Origin of the sequence: Caulobacter vibrioides OR37 (assembly GCF_000372645.1) — a bacterium.
Taxonomy (GTDB): domain Bacteria; phylum Pseudomonadota; class Alphaproteobacteria; order Caulobacterales; family Caulobacteraceae; genus Caulobacter; species Caulobacter vibrioides_E.
Map to the genome: position 1 here is coordinate 40,254 of NZ_APMP01000003.1, position 16,946 is coordinate 57,199.

Annotated in this window: 13 protein-coding genes and 1 pseudogene; 10 read left to right on the plus strand and 4 right to left on the minus strand. The window is 69.4% G+C overall.

Annotated elements, in window-relative coordinates:
* Positions 1 to 190: 190 nt before the first annotated feature.
* Complete coding sequence (locus OR37_RS04125; protein WP_004616162.1) at positions 191 to 1,903, plus strand: ATP-binding protein; 1,713 nt, start codon at positions 191 to 193, stop codon at positions 1,901 to 1,903.
* 24 nt (positions 1,904 to 1,927) lie between these two features.
* On the opposite strand, the gene OR37_RS04130 is transcribed toward OR37_RS04125, so the two are convergent.
* Complete coding sequence (locus tag OR37_RS04130; RefSeq protein WP_004616164.1) at positions 1,928 to 2,896, minus strand: NAD(P)H-binding protein; 969 nt, start codon at positions 2,894 to 2,896, stop codon at positions 1,928 to 1,930.
* Between the two features lie 92 nt (positions 2,897 to 2,988).
* On the opposite strand from OR37_RS04130, the gene OR37_RS04135 reads away from it, so the two are divergent.
* From OR37_RS04135 to OR37_RS04145, 3 genes are all read left to right on the plus strand, one after another.
* Positions 2,989 to 3,903 (plus strand): LysR family transcriptional regulator, encoded by a 915-nt coding sequence (locus tag OR37_RS04135; protein ID WP_004616166.1) that lies wholly within the window; start codon positions 2,989 to 2,991, stop codon positions 3,901 to 3,903.
* Between the two features lie 141 nt (positions 3,904 to 4,044).
* A complete protein-coding gene (locus OR37_RS04140; RefSeq protein ID WP_004616168.1) occupies positions 4,045 to 8,067 on the plus strand; it encodes a hypothetical protein in 4,023 nt (1,340 codons plus the stop codon).
* A 112-nt stretch (positions 8,068 to 8,179) separates the two neighbouring features.
* Complete coding sequence (locus OR37_RS04145) at positions 8,180 to 10,666, plus strand: TonB-dependent receptor (protein ID WP_004616169.1); 2,487 nt, start codon at positions 8,180 to 8,182, stop codon at positions 10,664 to 10,666.
* A gap of 143 nt (positions 10,667 to 10,809) precedes the next feature.
* Here OR37_RS04145 and efp read toward each other — a convergent pair whose 3' ends face one another.
* Entirely contained in the window at positions 10,810 to 11,376 is a 567-nt protein-coding gene (gene efp / locus OR37_RS04150; protein WP_004616172.1) for an elongation factor P, read from the minus strand.
* Between the two features lie 120 nt (positions 11,377 to 11,496).
* Here efp and epmA point away from each other — a divergent pair, with 120 nt between their 5' ends.
* From epmA to OR37_RS04180, 6 genes and pseudogenes are all read left to right on the plus strand, one after another.
* The gene (gene epmA / locus OR37_RS04155) at positions 11,497 to 12,543 is read left to right on the plus strand and encodes an EF-P lysine aminoacylase EpmA (RefSeq protein WP_004616174.1); all 1,047 of its coding nucleotides are present in this window, start codon (positions 11,497 to 11,499) and stop codon (positions 12,541 to 12,543) included.
* A 128-nt stretch (positions 12,544 to 12,671) separates the two neighbouring features.
* Positions 12,672 to 12,948: pseudogene (locus tag OR37_RS04160) on the plus strand (hypothetical protein).
* On the plus strand, positions 12,945 to 13,331 hold the full coding sequence (locus OR37_RS04165) for a TerB family tellurite resistance protein (RefSeq protein ID WP_004616177.1): 387 nt from the start codon (positions 12,945 to 12,947) through the stop codon (positions 13,329 to 13,331). Before OR37_RS04160 ends, OR37_RS04165 begins: the two are co-directional and overlap by 4 nt.
* A 78-nt stretch (positions 13,332 to 13,409) precedes the next feature.
* Positions 13,410 to 14,111, plus strand: coding sequence for a VIT1/CCC1 transporter family protein (locus tag OR37_RS04170; protein WP_004616179.1), 702 nt, complete (start codon positions 13,410 to 13,412; stop codon positions 14,109 to 14,111).
* A 65-nt stretch (positions 14,112 to 14,176) separates the two neighbouring features.
* Entirely contained in the window at positions 14,177 to 15,211 is a 1,035-nt protein-coding gene (locus tag OR37_RS04175; RefSeq protein ID WP_004616181.1) for a lysine-2,3-aminomutase-like protein, read from the plus strand.
* A 164-nt stretch (positions 15,212 to 15,375) separates the two neighbouring features.
* The gene (locus OR37_RS04180) at positions 15,376 to 16,254 is read left to right on the plus strand and encodes a 3-hydroxybutyryl-CoA dehydrogenase (protein ID WP_004616184.1); all 879 of its coding nucleotides are present in this window, start codon (positions 15,376 to 15,378) and stop codon (positions 16,252 to 16,254) included.
* An 11-nt stretch (positions 16,255 to 16,265) separates the two neighbouring features.
* On the opposite strand, the gene OR37_RS04185 is transcribed toward OR37_RS04180, so the two are convergent.
* A complete protein-coding gene (locus tag OR37_RS04185) occupies positions 16,266 to 16,658 on the minus strand; it encodes a type II toxin-antitoxin system VapC family toxin (protein WP_004616186.1) in 393 nt (130 codons plus the stop codon).
* Positions 16,655 to 16,942 (minus strand): hypothetical protein, encoded by a 288-nt coding sequence (locus OR37_RS04190; protein WP_004616188.1) that lies wholly within the window; start codon positions 16,940 to 16,942, stop codon positions 16,655 to 16,657. The genes OR37_RS04185 and OR37_RS04190 overlap by 4 nt, the downstream gene beginning before the upstream one ends.
* Positions 16,943 to 16,946: the final 4 nt, after the last annotated feature.

The following is a 16,946-nucleotide window of genomic DNA, read 5'->3' on the forward strand; positions in this document are numbered from 1 at the left end:
CTTCAGGCAAAGCGAGACGCGCTTGCCCTACGAAAGCTGAACCGAGGACGGCGCACGCCGACATCGGCGCGCTCGCAACCACGCGAGCCTCGACATCGCGACGGAATCCATTATGGGTTGACTATCCGTCTCACGGCGGCGCCCCCGGCGTTCACGGGAAAGGCGACCCCGAAATTGTAAGGGAACGGTTTTGTCGCGTTCGACCGATTGGCTGGATCAAGACGCCACCTCGGTAACGGCCCGAAGCCTGCCCACGCTGGGCGTTCGCCTGGCGATCTGCGCCGCCACGGCCCTGCTCTACGGATTCACGGTCGATAGCCTGGGCGGCTGGCTCTGGGGCTTGGCCGTCGCCAGCGCCGAGGCCGGGGTCTGGGTGTCCAGCATCCCCCAGAGGAGCGACCAGAAGACAAGCCCGGCCCAGCGCCTGGCCTATATCGCGGCCGTGGTCTGGATGAACCTGGTCTGGTGGGCCCTGGCCGTCCTGCTCTGGCGGGAGGAGATTCTCGCCTTGAAGCTTTCGGCGCTCTGCGTGGTGTGCGCGTTCCTGGTCCACGCCCAGGCCTTCGCGGCGCGATCCAGGATCCTGCTGCTGATCATCGGCGGCGGCTCCTCGCTGCTGCTGCTGGCGCTGTGCGGCGTGTTCAACGACTTTCCGCCGCAGCAGCGTTTCGTGCTCTGCGCCTCCGCCGCCATCCTGATCACCTACACGGCCAAGGCCGCGCAGACCAACGCCCAGCAGGGCCGCGCCCTGGAGTTGGCCAAAAGCCAGGCCGAGGCGGCCAGCCAGGCCAAGTCCGAGTTCCTGGCCCTGATGAGCCACGAACTGCGCACGCCCCTGAACGGCATGTTGGGCATCGCCCAGTCCATGAAGCTGGAGCCTCTGGCGCCCAGCCAGTACGAGCAGGTGGACTTGCTCGAGGAGTCCGGCCGGACCCTGCTGGCCCTGCTGAACGACGTGCTGGACCTGGCCAAGATCGAGGCCGGCAAGCTGGAAATCGCGCCGATCACCAGCGATCTCGCCCATCTGGCCGACCGGGTGGTGCGCCTGAACGTCCCCCTGGCCCGCGAGCGCGGCACCGAGATCACCCTGCTCATCGACGAGGCCATGCCGGGCTCGCTGGTCTTCGATCCGCTCCGCGTGCGCCAATGCCTGGCGAATCTGATCTCCAACGCGGTCAAGTTCACGCCCGCCGGTCAGATCCAGGTGCGGGTGTCGTGCGAACCCGCTCAGGAAGCCGGCGCGGTCATGGCCAAGATCGTTGTCGCCGACACCGGTGTCGGTATGAGTCCCCAGGTGCTGGAAAAGCTGTTCACGCCGTTCGTCCAAGCGGACGCGGCGACGGCCCGCCGGACGGGCGGGACCGGATTGGGCCTCAACATCACCCGCCGGCTGGCCAAGATGATGGGCGGGGCCGTCACGGCCCGCAGCGTCGAGGGACGCGGCTCGACCTTCACCCTGACCTTCCGATGCGCCCTGCCCGCCGCCGGCGCCTCGGCCAGCTTCCAGCCCAAGGACGGCAATCCGCTGCGCCTGCTGGTCGTCGACGACTATCCGGTCAATCGCAAGGTCATCGGCATGATGCTGTCGCCGCTGGGCTGCGAGATCGTCGAGGCCGACAACGGCCAGCACGCCATCGAAGCCCTGAATGACCGCGACTTCGACATGATGCTGATCGACTTCAACATGCCGGTGATGGGCGGACTGGAGGCGACCCGGCGAATCCGCGCCGAGCCGCGCTTCAAGGACCTGCCGATCGTCTGCCTGACGGCCGGGGTCATGGACGAGGAACGCTCGGCCGCCCTGTCGGCCGGCATGGACGCCTTCATCGAAAAGCCCATCGAAATGGCGGCCCTCGTGTCGACGATCGGACGCCTGGACCGGCGGGCGGGCGCGCCGGCGTAGTTTTCCGGCGCGCGGTCGTCGGCCCTATCGCACCGGCACGTTCAGACCGCGCATCGTCTCGACCACCGCCCTGTCCAGCGGGGTGCGGGGCTCCTCGCCGAGGAAGGCGACCAGCCGACGGTTGTCCAGGCGCGTCGGAAAACGCCAGAAGGGGCGCATTTCCAGCAGTTCGCGCAGGGTCTCGTTGAACGGTCCGGCCAGGGGCAGCAGCCCCCAGGGCAGCCGGCGGACATCGGAGCGCTTCAGGCCGGCGGCCCGCGCGACCGCGCGGACCATGGCCGTCCCGTCGGCGTCCCACACTCCGTCGAAGTGGAACCGCGCGAAGTCTGGCAGCTCGCCCTCGCGATCGGCCAGGCGGGCGAAGGTCTCGCCGACGTCGGGCAGATACGCCCAGGCGTGGCCGACGCCCTTGTCGCCCGGATAGAGGATGGTCTTCACCGGCTTGCCCGGCGTGACCAGGCCCGAGGCGAACCAGTTGCTGGCGGCGCGCGGACCGAAATAGTCGCCGGCCCGCAGGATCAGGCTCCGCGCGCCGTCGCCGACGGCGGCCTCCAGGCGGGCTTCCATCTCGACGCGGATCCTGCCCTTGCGGGTCCTGGCCCGCTGGGGCGCGGTCTCGTCGATCAGGGGCTGGTCGGCGGGGTCGTAGTTGTAGATCGTGCCGGGCAGCAGGATCCGCGCGCCGCTGGCCCGCGCGGCGGCGATGGTGCTGTCCAGCATCGGCAGGACCAGCCGGTTCCAGCCGCGATAGCCGGGCGGGTTGACCGCGTGGACGATGATCGCGGCGCCCCGCGCGGCGTCGATCACGGCCGGCGGGTCCATGACGTCGCCCTGCAAATAGGTCACGCCCGGCCGCCCGCCCTTGCCGGGATCGCGCACCAGGGCGCGGACGGTCCAGCCGTGGCGGACCAGGGCGGCGGCGGTCTCCCCGCCGACGCCGCCCTGGGCGCCGAGGACGAGAGCGATCTTGGAGGGCTTGGCGGGGGCGGTCATGTCCGGCTCCTGGCATTGCGATGACCGCAGGATGCGTCGCGACAGGCTCGATATAAATTGCCCAGAATAACTAACCAGCTTATCAAAAATATATGAGCAACGACCTCTCCGCCGCCGTCGACTGGGAGCGTCACCGCGCCTTCCTGGCGGTGATCGACACCGGCAGCCTCTCGGCCGCCGCCCGCGCGCTGGGCGCGGCCCAGCCGACCGTGCGGCGGCGGATCGAGGACCTGGAGGCCCAGCTAGGCGTGGCGCTGTTCACCCGCTCGCCCTCGGGCCTGACCCCGACATCGGTGGGGACCGCTCTGGCGCGGCACGCCCGGGCCATGGCCAGCGCCGCCGCCGCTCTGGCCCGGGCGGCGTCAGCCGAGGCGGAAGCGGCCGCCGGCGTGGTGCGGATCACCGCCAGCGAGGTCGTGGGCATGGAGGTGCTGCCGCCGATCCTGGCCGCCCTGCGCCAGGACCATCCCGGCCTGATCTTCGAACTGGCCCTGACCAATCGCAACGAGGACCTGCTGCGCCGCGAGGCCGACATCGCCGTGCGGATGGTTCGTCCGACCCAGGAGGCTCTGGTCGCCCGCCGGGTGGGCGTCATCACGCTGGGAATGCACGCCCACAAGCGCGTGCTGGACGCCTGGGGCCGCCCCGCCACGCTGGACGAGGCCCGCCGCCTGCCGCTGATCGGCTACGAGACCGACACGGCGGGCGTCAGGACGGTCCGCGCCATGGGCCTGGGTCTGAAGCCCGAGGACTTCGCGTTCCGTTCGGACAACGACCTGGCCCAGCTGGCGGCGATCCGGGCGGGCCTGGGGCTGGGGATCTGCCAGGTGGGCCTGGCCCTGCGCGATCCCATGCTGGAGCGCGTCCTCGCCGACAGCTTCGCCTACGATCTGGAGACATTCGTCGTCGCCCACGAAGACCTGAAGGACGTCCGCCGCGTGCGCCTGGTCTTCGACGCCCTGGTCGAGGGTCTGACCGCCTATGCGCGATCGACGAATACAGTTTGAACTAAACACAACTTCCCTTAGAGTGAGCTTGAGCAGAATCGCCGCCCGGAAGAGGCGGCGTCCAGGCCAGGCCCCCACGAACGGACGGCTTACGGCCGTCGGCGGCGTTCGCGGGCGCCGCTCCGAGCCCGGTGGTGTGTCATGGCGGTCGCGAGTTTCGACGCCTCGAGTCTTTCCAAGCTGACGGCGCAGCAGATCGCGACGCTGAGCGGCCCGGCCCTGGCCGCGGCGCCGCCGTCCGAGTTCGCCAAGCTGACCGCTCAGCAGATCCAGGCGATCTCGGTCACGGCGATCGGCGGTCTCAGCGCCGCGCAGTTCGCGGCCTTCACCCCCGCTCAGGTCAAGGCGCTGACCCCGGCCCAGTTGCCGCGACTGGCCTCGACCGTGGCTTTCAGCGCCAACCAGCTGCTGGTGCTGAACCAGGCCCAGATGCAGGCGCTGTCGGCGCCCCAGATCGGCGGCCTGAACGGCGACCAGCTGAACGGTCTGCGCTCGACCCAGCTGGCGGCCCTCTCGGCGACGGCGGTGTCGTCGCTGTCCGAAACCCAGGTGCGCGAGCTGTCGACCCAGCAGATCCGCGCGCTGACCGCCACGCAGCTGCGCGGCCTGACCGCCAGCGACATGGGCGAGTTCGAGCCCGCGCAGATCCAGGCCTTCACCGCCGCCCAGGTCGGCGCCTTGTCGGCGACCCAGATCGGCCAGCTAACGCCGACCCAGTTCCAGAGCCTCAGCCCCACCCAGTTCGCCGGGCTCTCGCCGGAAGCGCTGAAAGGGCTGTCGGCCACGGACATGGCCCTGACCACCCCCGACCAGTGGAAGGCGGCGACCGTGGCGCAGCTGTCCAGCCTGTCGGGCGAGCAGGTGCTGGCGCTGAGCGGCTCGCGGCTGGAAGCGCTGAACGCGACGCAGGTCCGAGGGCTGTCGGTCACGGCCATCGGTCAGGGCGGCGCGACGCTGCTGGCGGCCTTCAGCGCCGCCCAGCTGGGCGCCCTGGCCGGCAACCAGACCGCGACCCTGTCGGCGACGGCCGTCGCCCACCTGACCACCACCCAGATCGCGGCCCTGAACCCGCAGGCGCTGGGCGGCCTGTCGGCGACCAGCTTCTCGCGATTGAACACGACCCAGGTGGGCGCGCTGGGCGCCGCGCAGATCGCCGGCCTGCGCCCCGACCAGTTGGCCAGCCTGAATGGCGACGACTTCAACGAGTTCACGCGCGCCCAGCTCCAGGCCTTCACCGTCAGCCAGATCCGCGCCCTGCCGCCCGAGCGGCTGGCGGCGCTGTCGGACGCGTCGTTCGCCGCCTTCAGGCCCGAGCAGTTGAAGGTGATGACGCCCTTGCAGATCAAGGCGCTGTCGACCTCGGACATCGCGGCCCTGACCACCACCCAGGCCCAGGCCCTGGGCGCGGCCCAGGTCGGGGCGCTGAGCAGTCGTCAGCTCGCCGCCCTGCGCGGCGTGGCCGAGCTGTCGTCCCTACAGTGGTCGAGCGTGACATCCACCCAGATCAAGGGGCTTTCGGCCGCCGAGGTCGCGACGCTGAGCGACGCCGAGATCGGCGCCCTGTCGGCCGCCCAGGTGTCGGGCCTGACGCCCGAGGCGCTGTCGGCGCTGAACGACAGCCAGGTGGCCCGCCTTGGCGCGGCGCAGATCAAGGGCCTGACCGCCACCCAGCTGAAGGGCCTGAACGACGCCGATGTCGCGCAGTTTTCCGCGACCCAACTGGCGGCGATGGACGGCGTCCAGCTGGGCGCGATGATCTCGCATCTGTCGACGACCACGATCGGCGGCCTGACCGCGCAGCAGGTGTCCAAGATCCCGGCGGCGGCGCTGCGCGACCTCGACGGAACAAGGACCGCGGCCCTGGGCGCGACCCAGATCCGAGGCTTGACCAGCGACCAGCTGATCAATCTGTCCAGCACGATGGCCCAGGCCTTGAACGCCACCCAGGTGGCGGCGCTGTCGCCGACCCAGCTGGCCCAGCTGTCGACCGGCATCCTGGCCCTCCTGCCGCCCGACGCCCTGTCGCGCCTCGACGCCGGCCAGATCCGGGGCCTGACCGTCACCCAGGTGCGCGGCCTGTCAACGACGGTGTTCGACAGCCTCTCGACCACCCAGGTCAGCGCCCTGACCCCGACCCAGGTCGGCGCCCTGTCACCCGACCTGATCGGCGCGTTCTCGGCGACGCAATGGTCCCTGTGGGGCGTCACCCAGATCCAGGGCCTCAGCACGACGCAACTGGGCGCGCTCGACCCGACGCACCTGGCGGGCCTGTCCGACACCCAATGGAGCGCCCTGCGCGCGACCCAGATCGCCGGCCTGTCGGCCAACGCCGTCGCCGCCTTGAGCGCCGATCGCCTGAAGCTGCTGGCCGGCACGCAGATCGCGGCGCTGTCTCCCACCGCCCTGTCGGCCCTGAGCGCGGTCCAGACCGCCGCCCTGACGACCACCCAGGTGGCGGCGATCACCGCCACCCAGCTGCGCGGTCTGTCGCCCGAGGATATCGCCGAGTTCACCCCCGGCCAGGTCGCGGCTCTGGCCCCAACCCAGCTGGCCGGACTGCCCGCCACCGAGGTCGCGGCGCTGGGCGCCGGCCAACTGGCGGCCCTGACCACCAGCCAGATCAAGGCGATGGTCCCCTCGCAGATCGCCGCCCTGCGTCCCAGCCAGGTTCCGGCCCTGTCGACCACCCAGCTGGCGGTCCTGACCCCCACCCAGCTTGGCGCGGCGGCCAGCGACATCCTGCCGGCGCTGTCGACCACCCAGGTCTCCGCGCTCAGCTCGGCCCAGCTGTCGGGCCTGTCGTCCACCCAGGCCGGGGCGTTGAGCGGGTCCCAGGTGGCGGCGCTGTCCACCACCCAGGTCGGCGGCCTGACCGGCGGCTTCCTGTCGGCCCTGAGCGCGACGGCCTTCTCGGCCCTGACCCCGGAGCAGGTGGCGCGCCTCTCGACCACCCAGCTGCAGGCCCTGTCGACCACCCAGATCTCGGGCCTCTCGGCCGCCGACTTCGGCGAGTTCAGCGCGACCCAGGTCTCGGGCCTGACGCCGAGCCAGCTCGCCGCCCTGGCGCCGACCAACCTGGCCAGCCTGTCGACCACCCAGCTGGCGGGCCTGACCGCCACGCAGTTCTCGGGCCTGACGCCGACCCAGCTGGCGGCCCTGCCCGACACGGTCGTGCGCGGCCGGCTCTCGCAGCTGGCCGCCACCCAGACCGGAGGCCTGTCGGCCGCCCTGATCGGCGGCCTGACCGCCACCGAGCTGGCCGGCCTGAGCGGCGCTCAGCTGGGGTCCCTGTCGACGACGGCCTTCGCGGCCCTGGGCGCCAGCCGCCTGGCCGCGCTCAGCCCGACCCAGCTGTCCGGCCTGTCGACCAGCGAAATGGCCAGCCTGAGCGCCGCGACCTTCGGCGCGTTCTCCGCCAGCCAAGTGGCCGCCCTGTCGGCGCAGCAGATCGGCGCCCTGCCCGGCGAGGTGCTGTCGGGCCTCAACGCCAGCCAGTTCGCGGCCTTGACCACCACCCAGATCCGGGGCCTGACCACCAGCCAGATCGAGCGGTTCACCACGACCGACATCGCCGAGATCACCGCCACCCAGATCGGCACCCTGGGGGCCGCGCAGATGGAGGGCTTCTCGCCCGCCGACATCTCGGCCTTCACCGCCACCCAGGTGGCGGCCCTGACCTCGGCCCAGATCTCGGCCTTGACGCCGGTGCAGTTGCGAGGCCTGTCGGCGGCCGACATCGGCGAGTTGTCCAAGGCCCAGGTGGCCGCCCTGACCGCGTCTCAGGTCGGCGCCCTGTCGAACACGGCGTTGAGCGCGCTCAGCGACGACCAGTTCGCCAGCCTCTCGGCCACCCAGGTGCGCGGGTTCTCGGCCGGCCAGCTGGACGCCTTCGCCAGCGATGGGCTGTCGCGGATGTCGGGCTTCCAGCTGGGGGCGCTGACCACGACCCAGATCGGCCAGTTGCCGACCTCGGCGATCCAGACCCTGACCACCGCCCAGATGGGCCAGATCATGCCCAGCCAGATCCCGGGCTTCACCGGCGCCCAGATCGCGGCCTTCTCGCCGGGGCAGCTGTCGACCCTGTCGCGGGCCCAGGTCAACAAGCTGACGGTCGCTCAGCTGGACGCCATGAGCCCCGCCCAGTTGCAGGCGATCGGCCTCTGATAACGTTCTCATAACAAGCGTCACAAGGGCGTCGCACGACTGTCGTCCAGCCGTCTTGAGCCGATCCTATTGCCCTTCCCAGAAGCCGCATTGGCCGAGGGGATAAGGCAAGATGCAATCGACCAAGAGTTCCAGCCTTCAGTCGCGCCTGTGGTGCGGCGCGGCCCTGGCGGCCCTAATGGTCGCCGGCGGCGCCCAGGCCGCCACGGCGCCCGCCGCTCCGGCGCCCGCCGATGCGGCGACGCCGTCCGACACCGACTCGACCAATGTCGAGCAGATCGTCATCACCGGCCAGCGCGAGACGCGCTCGGCCGTGGCGATGCAGAGCGAGCAGATCCAGCGCGTCCTGCCGGGCGCCAGCCCGCTGAAGGCCATCCAGTTCCTGCCCGGCGTCATCTATCGGACCGCCGATCCGTGGGGCAACAACGAGCAGAACCTGTCGCTGTTCGTCCACGGCTTCTCGACCCAGCAACTGGGCTTCACGATGGACGGCGTGCCGCTGGGCGACCAGGCCTACGGCAACTACAACGGCCTGTCGGTCTCGCGCGCGGTGACGTCCGAGAACGTCAGCCGCGTGACCCTGTCGTCGGGGGCCGGCTCGCTGGGCGTGGCCTCGACCAGCAACCTGGGCGGCGCGATCGAAACCTACAGCCGCGACCCGTCGGCCCAGCGCGGCCTGAACCTGCGCCAGACCCTGGGCAGCTATGAAGCCACCCGCACCTTCGTCCGCGCCGACAGCGGCGATCTGGGCAATGGCTGGAAGGGCTTCGTCTCCTACGTCTATCAGGACGCCAAGGCCTGGGACTTCGACGGCCATCAGCGCGGCCACCAGGTGAACCTGAAGATCGTCCACGACGACGACCACGGCCAACTGACCTTCTATGCCGACTGGCAGATGAAGGTGGAGCCCAACGAGGACGCGACCGCCTTCGGCAACCAGCAGACCGCCGCGGCCCAGGGTTTCACACCCTATTCGCGCCCCTTCATCTATCCGAACCTGGCCGGCTGCACGGCCAACCTGACGGGCGGCCCGGGCACGCCGCCCCCGGCCCAGGGCAACAACTTCTCGAACTGCTTCAGCGCCGCCCAGCGCGAGGACATCCTGTCCTACGTCAAGTACGCCTGGAAGCCGGTCCCGAACTTCACTTGGACCAACCAGGCCTACTACCACTACAATTTCGGTCGCGGCATCGTGTCCGGCCCGGTCAACACGGCCGGCCTGCCGGGGCTGTTCGCCACCTACTATCCGAACCTGGTCGTCGGCTCGACCACCAGCGCGGCCACGCTGCAGAACATCGTCAACCTGATGGGCGGCAGCGGCTACGCGGTGCGCACCACCGAATATCGCATCAACCGCCCCGGCCTGATCTCGACGGCCGAGTGGACGCTGGGCGATCACCAGATCAAGGGCGGCGTCTGGCTCGAGCATAACGAGCCGGCCCAGCACCGCGTCTGGTATCCGATGACGGCCGAGAACAACGACCTGTCGCCCTATGACGTGCCGCGCGGCAAGAAGGCCTTCACGCAGTACTACGCGACCTTCTTCACCAACGACGTCCAGCTGCACCTGCAGGACCAATGGCGGATCGCGCCGAACCTGCTTCTGCAGGCCGGCTTCAAGTCCAGCCTGCAGAACGCCACCGGCAAGTTCCCGATCAACCAGCAGAACCTGCCGACCGTGGCCGTGCCGGTCCACTATCCGTCGGGCACGATCAAGTCGGACAAGTGGTTCCTGCCGCAGGTCGGCGTTCTGTGGGACGTGACCCCGAACGAGCAGATCTTCGTCAACGTCCAGCAGAACATGCGCCAGATCATCCCGTATGGCGCGGGCAGCGGCTTCTACGGCTTCTCGCCTTGGAGCCTGGGCACCCAGGCGGCCTTCGACCTCTTCAAGTCGACGGTGAAGCCGGAAACCTCGTGGACCTACGAAGCCGGCCTGCGCACCCGCCACGACGTGAACTGGGGCGTGATCACCGGCTTCGACGGCCAGATCAACGCCTATGACGTCAAGTTCAGCAACCGCCTGCTGAACATCGCGCCCTACAACTTCATCAACCCGGCGCCGGCCATCCTGGCCAATGTCGGCGGCGTCACGACCAAGGGCGTGGACGTGGCCGGCACGCTGAAGTTCGGCGAGCACTTCCAGCTCTACAACGCCGTGTCGTACAACTCGTCGAAGTACGATCAGGACTATCAGAGCGGCACCACCCTGGTGAACGGCGTCTCGACCCCGGTCACCGTGGCCACCGGCGGCAAGTACGTGCCCCTGACGCCGAAGTGGATGAACAAGACCATCGCCCGCTTCAACTTCGGCAAGTTCGACGCCCAGATCAGCGGCGACTATGTCGGCCGCCGCTACGTCACCTATCTGAACGACCTGTCGGTGAAGGGCCTGATGCTGGTGGACCTGCAGGCCGGCTACACCTTCGACATGCCGGCCGACAGCCTGGTCAAGGGCCTGCGCGTCACCGCCAATGTCACCAACCTGTTCGACAAGAAGGGCGTCTCGAGCGCCGGCGTCACCAGCAACTCGGGCGGCTACGCGGCCTTCCCGCAACCGCCGCGCCAGGGCTTCGTCACCCTGTCGGCGGACTTCTAGAACCGGGGGAGCGGAAGCCTCGCCCTTCGACAAGCCGAGGGTGAGGTTTCCGACCCGGGCCTGTCGAACGACAAGGACAGCGCAAGAAAAAGGCCCGGCGGTTTCCCGTCGGGCCTTTCGTCTTTTCGGCGTCGCCAGAAACCTTAGTCCTTGGCGCGTTCCACGTAGGAGCCGTCTTCCGTCAGGATCACCACCCGGGTGCCCGAGGTGATGTACGGCGGCACGGTCGTCTTGACGCCGTTGCTCAGCACGGCCGGCTTGTACGACGAGCTGGCGGTTTGGCCCTTCACCGACGGTTCGGTGTCGACGATCTCGAGGATCACGGTGCGCGGCAGGTCGATGGCGATCGGCACGTCGTTGTGCGTCGACAGGATGACGGTCATGCCTTCCTGCAGATAGGGCGCGGCGTCGCCGATCACGTCCTCGGTAGCGACCAGCTGGTCGTAGGTTTCCGGGTTCATGAAGTGGAAGCCTTCGCCGTCCTGGTACAGGAAGGTATGGTCGCGGTCGTCGACGAAGGCGCGCTCGACCTGCTCGGTCGTGCGGTAGCGTTCCGAAACCTTCACGCCATCCGAGATGCGGCGCATGTTCAGCTGGGTCACCGGGGTGCCCTTGCCGGGGTGGATGTTCTCGGCGCTCAGAACGACATAGAGCTTGCCGTCCAGATCGACGACGGAGCCTTTGCGGAGCGAGCTGGCTGCGACCTTCACGTAGTTACCGTCCTTGGGTGGAAAGCGCGCGCGAGGCCGCGGGCGCGTTCGTGCTATTGATCCGTGAGCGCCCTCGTATAGCGAACGGGCCGAAATCTCCAGTCTCTTCGGTTGTTAGCCTTGTCCGATACCTCCCCGACCTGGTGGCGCGCCGGCGTCCACGCCGACCGTCGCCCGTTTCTTCTGGCGCGTAACCGGATCACGCGGGCCTTCCGCGCCTGGTTCGAGGCGCGGGGCTTCGAGGAGATCGAGGCGGCCGCCCTGCAGGTCTCGCCCGGCAACGAGGCGCACCTGCACGCCTTCGCCACCCAGGCCCTGACCACCTCGGGCGAGGCCTCGCCGCTCTATCTGCACACCTCGCCGGAATTCGCCTGCAAGAAGCTGCTGGCCGCCGGCGAGACGAAGATCTTCAGCCTGGGCAAGGTGTGGCGCAACCGCGAGCGCGGGCCGCTGCATCATCCCGAGTTCACGATGCTGGAGTGGTACCGGGCCGGCGAGCCCTATCAGAGCCTGATGGACGATTGCGCCGACCTGCTGGCCCTGGCGGCCGAGACGGCGGGCGGGCGGCGCTTCGACTTCCGGGGCATGGCCTGCGATCCGTTCGCCGAGCCCGAACGCCTGACCGTGGCCGAGGCGTTCGACCGCCACGCGGGCGTCGACCTCTTGGCCAGTATCGCCGCCGACGGGGCCACGGATCGCGACGCCCTGGCCGCCGCCGCCCGCGCCGCCGGGATCCGCGTGGCCGAGGACGACGGCTGGGCCGACATCTTCAGCCGGATCATCGTCGAGAAGGTCGAGCCGCGCCTGGGCGAGGGCCGCGCGACGGTGCTGTGCGAATATCCGATCTCGGAGGCGGCGCTGGCCCGCCCCAAGGCCGACGATCCGCGCGTGGCCGAGCGCTTCGAGCTCTATGCCTGCGGCGTCGAGCTGGCCAACGCCTTCGGCGAACTGACCGACCCGGCCGAACAGCGCCGCCGGTTCAGGATCGAGATGGACGAAAAGGCGCGGATCTACGGCGAACAATACCCGATCGACGAAGACTTCCTGGCCGCCCTGGCGCACATGCCGGAAGCCTCGGGCGCGGCCCTGGGCTTCGACCGCCTGGCGCTGCTGGCCGCCGGCGCGCGGCGGATCGAGGACGTGCTCTGGACGCCCGTGGCCGGCTGACGCGCCGACGAAAAAATTTCGCGCCCCCCTCTTGAGACCCGGTGAGCGCCGCCCAAATCCAGAAAGCGGGCCGGGCCCCTCTGGCGTTTTCGACACCCCTCGTCGAACGTGATGTCGGACCGCATCGGGTGCGCTCGATGCCGGGTCCTGGCGGATGTCCCCTCCCCGCCTTCCCCGCCCCGCCGTCGAGCGCGCCCCTCTGATGGAGGAGCGCACGCCTTGACCCTGTTGAACGCCCGACAACTGCGCGCCGAGATCGCTCGGCTGACGCGCGCGCTGTACGAAGAAGCGCGCAAACCCGAGCCCGACCGGAGCCTGGTTCGCCTTTGGGACCTGCGCCGCGAACGGCTCAAGGAGCAACTCTGGATCCTCGAGATGAACGCGACGGCGGCGCGCTGGCGATGAACGACGCGCGCGAGCCCAACGACCGGGAGCGCCTGGAGGCCTTCGTCGCCGCCTGTCTTCTGATCGCGCAGATCGACGGCCAGGTGACGCCCGACGAACGCCGACAGATGCTCGCCCAGCTGGCGACGGACGCGCCGCGCGTCGGCGTCGACGAGGCCCTTCAGGCGTTCGAGTCCCTGGAAGCGCGCTTCGCCGCGCGGCCCGAGGAGGCCTGGGTCGAGGCCGAGCTGATGATCCGGCGACTCAAGGGGCGCCCCGAGGCGGAGTCGATCGCGGCCGCCGCCGCCGCGGTGGCGATCGACGGCGGGCTGGAAGCCGACGAGCGATCGGTGGTCCTCGACCTGTGCCGGTGGCTGGGCGTCAGCCCCGCGCGCATCCTCTAGGCCCGCCGCGACGGTTGACCGCGATCAAGGCCGAGCGTCCTGTAACGGCGCTATCCGGGGCGGCGACAGGAGCGACGAATGGCCAATGGCTCGACTCACGGCGAACGGCACGCCGTCTCAAGGATCGGCTGGCTCCGCGCGGCCGTGCTGGGCGCCAACGACGGCATCGTCTCGACGGCCTCGCTCATCGTCGGGGTGGCGGCGGCCCAGTCCGGGCGCGAGCCGGTCCTGTTGGCCGCGACGGCGGGGCTGGTGGCCGGCGCCATGTCGATGGCCGCCGGCGAATACGTCTCCGTGGCGTCCCAGGCCGACAGCGAAGCGGCGGACCTCGCGCGCGAACGTTTGGAGCTGGAGACCCAGCCCGAGGCGGAGCTGGACGAGATGACGGCCATCTATGTCGCGCGCGGCCTGACGCCGGAGCTTGCGCGGCAGGTGGCCATCCAGTTGAACGCGGGCGACGCCCTGGCGGCCCATGCGCGCGACGAGCTGGGTCTTTCCGAGCACCTCAGCGCCCGCCCCGTCCAGGCGGCCCTCACCTCGGCCGCCACCTTCGCGGTGGGCGCGTCCATGCCGCTGGCGGTCTCGATGCTGGCGCCCCAGGCGGCGATCATGCCGGCCGTCTCCATCGCCACCCTGGTCTTTCTCGCCGTGCTGGGCGCCCTTGGAGCGTGGGCGGGCGGCGCCAAGCCGTTGAAGCCCATGCTGCGGGTGATGTTCTGGGGCGCGCTCGCCTTGGCCGCGACGGCCCTGATCGGCAAGCTCTTCGGAGCCGTCGTCTAAAGCCAAAGGGCTCCAGGCGCTGGAATTTGCGTCCAGGCCGGAAATCCCGCATATCCCGCCGCCTCATGACCTCCAAGACCCTCCGTGACGCGCGGTCCCTGGCCCAGGCCGGACTCGTGCCGCCCGAGCGCCTGCCGGCGCTGGAGGCGGTGGCCGCCCGCTACGCGGTGGCGATCACGCCGGCGATGGCGACGCTGATCGACGGCGCGGACGACGACGATCCGATCGCCCGCCAGTTCATCCCCGCGCCCGAGGAGCTGGTCGTCGGTCCCGGCGAGGACGGCGACCCGATCGGCGACAATATCCACAGCCCTGTGGATGGAATCGTCCATCGCTACCCCGATCGGGTGCTGCTCAAGCCCACCCACACCTGCGCGGTCTATTGCCGGTTCTGCTTCCGGCGCGAGATGGTCGGGCCCGAGGGCCTGGCCAACCTGACCCCCGCCCAGCTGGACGCGGCCTTCGCCTATATCGCCGGCCGGCCGGAGATCTGGGAGGTCATCGTCACCGGCGGCGATCCGTTCGTGCTGTCGCCGCGCCGCCTGGCCGAACTGATGGACCGGCTGGAGGCGATCGACCACGTCAAGATCGTCCGCTTCCATACCCGCGTCCCCGCCGTGGATCCCGACGCGGTGACCGAGGCGCTGGTCGCCGCCCTCAAGCGCTCGACCAAGGCGGTCTATGTCGCCCTGCACGCCAATCACGCCCGCGAACTGACGCCGGCCGCCCGCGCCGCCTGCGCCCGGATCATCGACGCCGGGGTTCCGATGCTGAGCCAGACCGTCCTGCTGCGGGGGGTCAATGACGACCCGACGACGCTGGCCGCGCTGATGCGGGCCTTCGTCGAGACGCGTATCCGCCCCTATTACCTGCATCATGGCGACCACGCGCCCGGCACCGCCCATCTGCGCACCACCCTGGCCGAGGGCCAGGCGATCATGAAAGCCCTGCGCGGAACCCTGTCGGGCCTGGCCCAGCCGACCTATGTGCTGGATATCCCCGGCGGCCACGGCAAGGTTCCGGTCGGCCCAGACTATCTGACGGAAACCGGGGTCGAGGATCCCAACGGCGTCGTCCGCGTCTATCCGCCGCAAGCCTGACGGAGAGGCCGAGATCCAAGCCCCGCAAGGGGTTGCGGCCGCGCTTCGCGTTGCATTGCAGCAAATCCTAGACGAGAGCCCTGTTTCTCGTGCTAGAAAAGTCGACACATACCGAGGCGTGGGCGCGAAGGCCCGGCGCGATTTCAAGCGAAGGCTTGGCGTTCATGAGTGAAATCAAGACGGTCGGCGTGATCGGCGCTGGCCAGATGGGGTCGGGCATCGCGCATGTCGTCGCCCTGGGCGGCTATGACGTGCGTCTCCACGACGTGTCGCGCGAGCGCATCGAGGCGGGCATCGCCGTCATCGAGAAGAACATGGCGCGCCAGGTGGGCCGCGGAATCATCGATGACGCCGCCATGAAGGCCGCGCTGGCCCGCATCCAGCCGGCCGAGGGCCTGGAAGCCGTCGGCGCCGCCGACCTGGCGATCGAGGCGGCCACCGAGAACGAGGAGATCAAGAAGTCGATCTTCCGCAGCCTGCAGCCTCACCTGAAGGACGGCACGCTGCTGGCCTCGAACACCTCGTCGATCTCGATCACGCGCCTGGCCTCGGCCACCGACCGCCCCGAGCGCTTCATCGGCCTGCACTTCATGAACCCCGTCCCGCTGATGAAGCTGGTCGAGATCATCCGCGGCATCGCCACCGACGTCCCGACCTACGAGACGGCCGTGGCCTTCGCCAAGTCGCTGGGCAAGATCACCAGCAACGCCGAGGACTTCCCCGCCTTCATCGTCAACCGCGTGCTGGTGCCGATGATCAACGAGGCGATCTACACGCTGTACGAAGGGGTCGGCACGGTCGACGCCATCGACACGGCGATGAAGCTGGGCGCCAACCATCCGATGGGCCCGCTGGAGCTGGGCGACTTCATCGGCCTCGACACCGTGCTGAGCATCATGAACGTGCTGCACGAGGGTCTGGCCGACAGCAAGTACCGCCCCTGCCCGCTGCTGGTGAAGTATGTCGAGGCCGGCTGGCTGGGCAAGAAGACCGGCCGCGGCTTCTACGACTATCGCGGCGAGACGCCGGTCCCGACGCGGTAGGGCCTGTCTGGTCACCAGACGGTCTTGACCCGCCAGTCGACGCAAGCGCGGCTCAGCGCCACATCGGCTGTAATGAGCCCCAGCCTTCGGCGCTCGGCCTGCGCCGCGATGATGCGATCCCAAGGATCGCGATGCCCTGAAGCCAGGCGCGCCGCATCAGGCGCGTCGTCGGGCTCGAGGCTCAGCCATTCGAAGCCCAGCATCGGCACGAGGCGCAACAGGTCCTTCGGCAGCCTGTAGAGAAACTGGTCGCGATCACGTTTGTATTCGATCTCGTAGAGGCTGGCGACACTGACGAAGACCTGAGCGTCTTCGCCCTCGATGCAGGCGAGCGCCAACCTGGATAGGCGCATCGGAGCCGCCAGCCACCAAATCAGCGCGTGCGTATCGAGCAGGAAGCTCACGTCTTCGGCGTCTGAGGACGGTAGAATTCATCCTCGTCGTGAGACTCCGCCAGTTCCCAAAGCTCTGGATCGGGCCGAAGGAATAGGTCCGGATCTTCCATTGGCCCAAGGTGGGCGAAGAGTCCTGGCACGCGCCGTATGCGTGTATGCGCGTCCGGCTTGGCGATGTTGATCGTCGCGACCGTCCGCCCATCGCGCGTCAGCACGATGTCCTCGCCAGCATCGATGCAGGCGACCAGGGCCTTAAGATCGGCCAACTCGGAGATATCGACCAGGATCGTCATGCCC

What these genes read in the sequence shown, in the direction of transcription:
- OR37_RS04130 (WP_004616164.1), bottom strand. Translation starts at nt 2,896, where the DNA reads ATGACCGCCCCCGCCAAGCCCTCCAAGATCGCTCTCGTCCTCGGCGCC.
- OR37_RS04135 (WP_004616166.1), top strand. Translation starts at nt 2,989, where the DNA reads ATGAGCAACGACCTCTCCGCCGCCGTCGACTGGGAGCGTCACCGCGCC.
- OR37_RS04140 (WP_004616168.1), top strand. Translation starts at nt 4,045, where the DNA reads ATGGCGGTCGCGAGTTTCGACGCCTCGAGTCTTTCCAAGCTGACGGCG.
- OR37_RS04145 (WP_004616169.1), top strand. Translation starts at nt 8,180, where the DNA reads ATGCAATCGACCAAGAGTTCCAGCCTTCAGTCGCGCCTGTGGTGCGGC.
- OR37_RS04165 (WP_004616177.1), top strand. Translation starts at nt 12,945, where the DNA reads ATGAACGACGCGCGCGAGCCCAACGACCGGGAGCGCCTGGAGGCCTTC.
- OR37_RS04170 (WP_004616179.1), top strand. Translation starts at nt 13,410, where the DNA reads ATGGCCAATGGCTCGACTCACGGCGAACGGCACGCCGTCTCAAGGATC.
- OR37_RS04175 (WP_004616181.1), top strand. Translation starts at nt 14,177, where the DNA reads ATGACCTCCAAGACCCTCCGTGACGCGCGGTCCCTGGCCCAGGCCGGA.
- OR37_RS04180 (WP_004616184.1), top strand. Translation starts at nt 15,376, where the DNA reads ATGAGTGAAATCAAGACGGTCGGCGTGATCGGCGCTGGCCAGATGGGG.
- OR37_RS04190 (WP_004616188.1), bottom strand. Translation starts at nt 16,942, where the DNA reads ATGACGATCCTGGTCGATATCTCCGAGTTGGCCGATCTTAAGGCCCTG.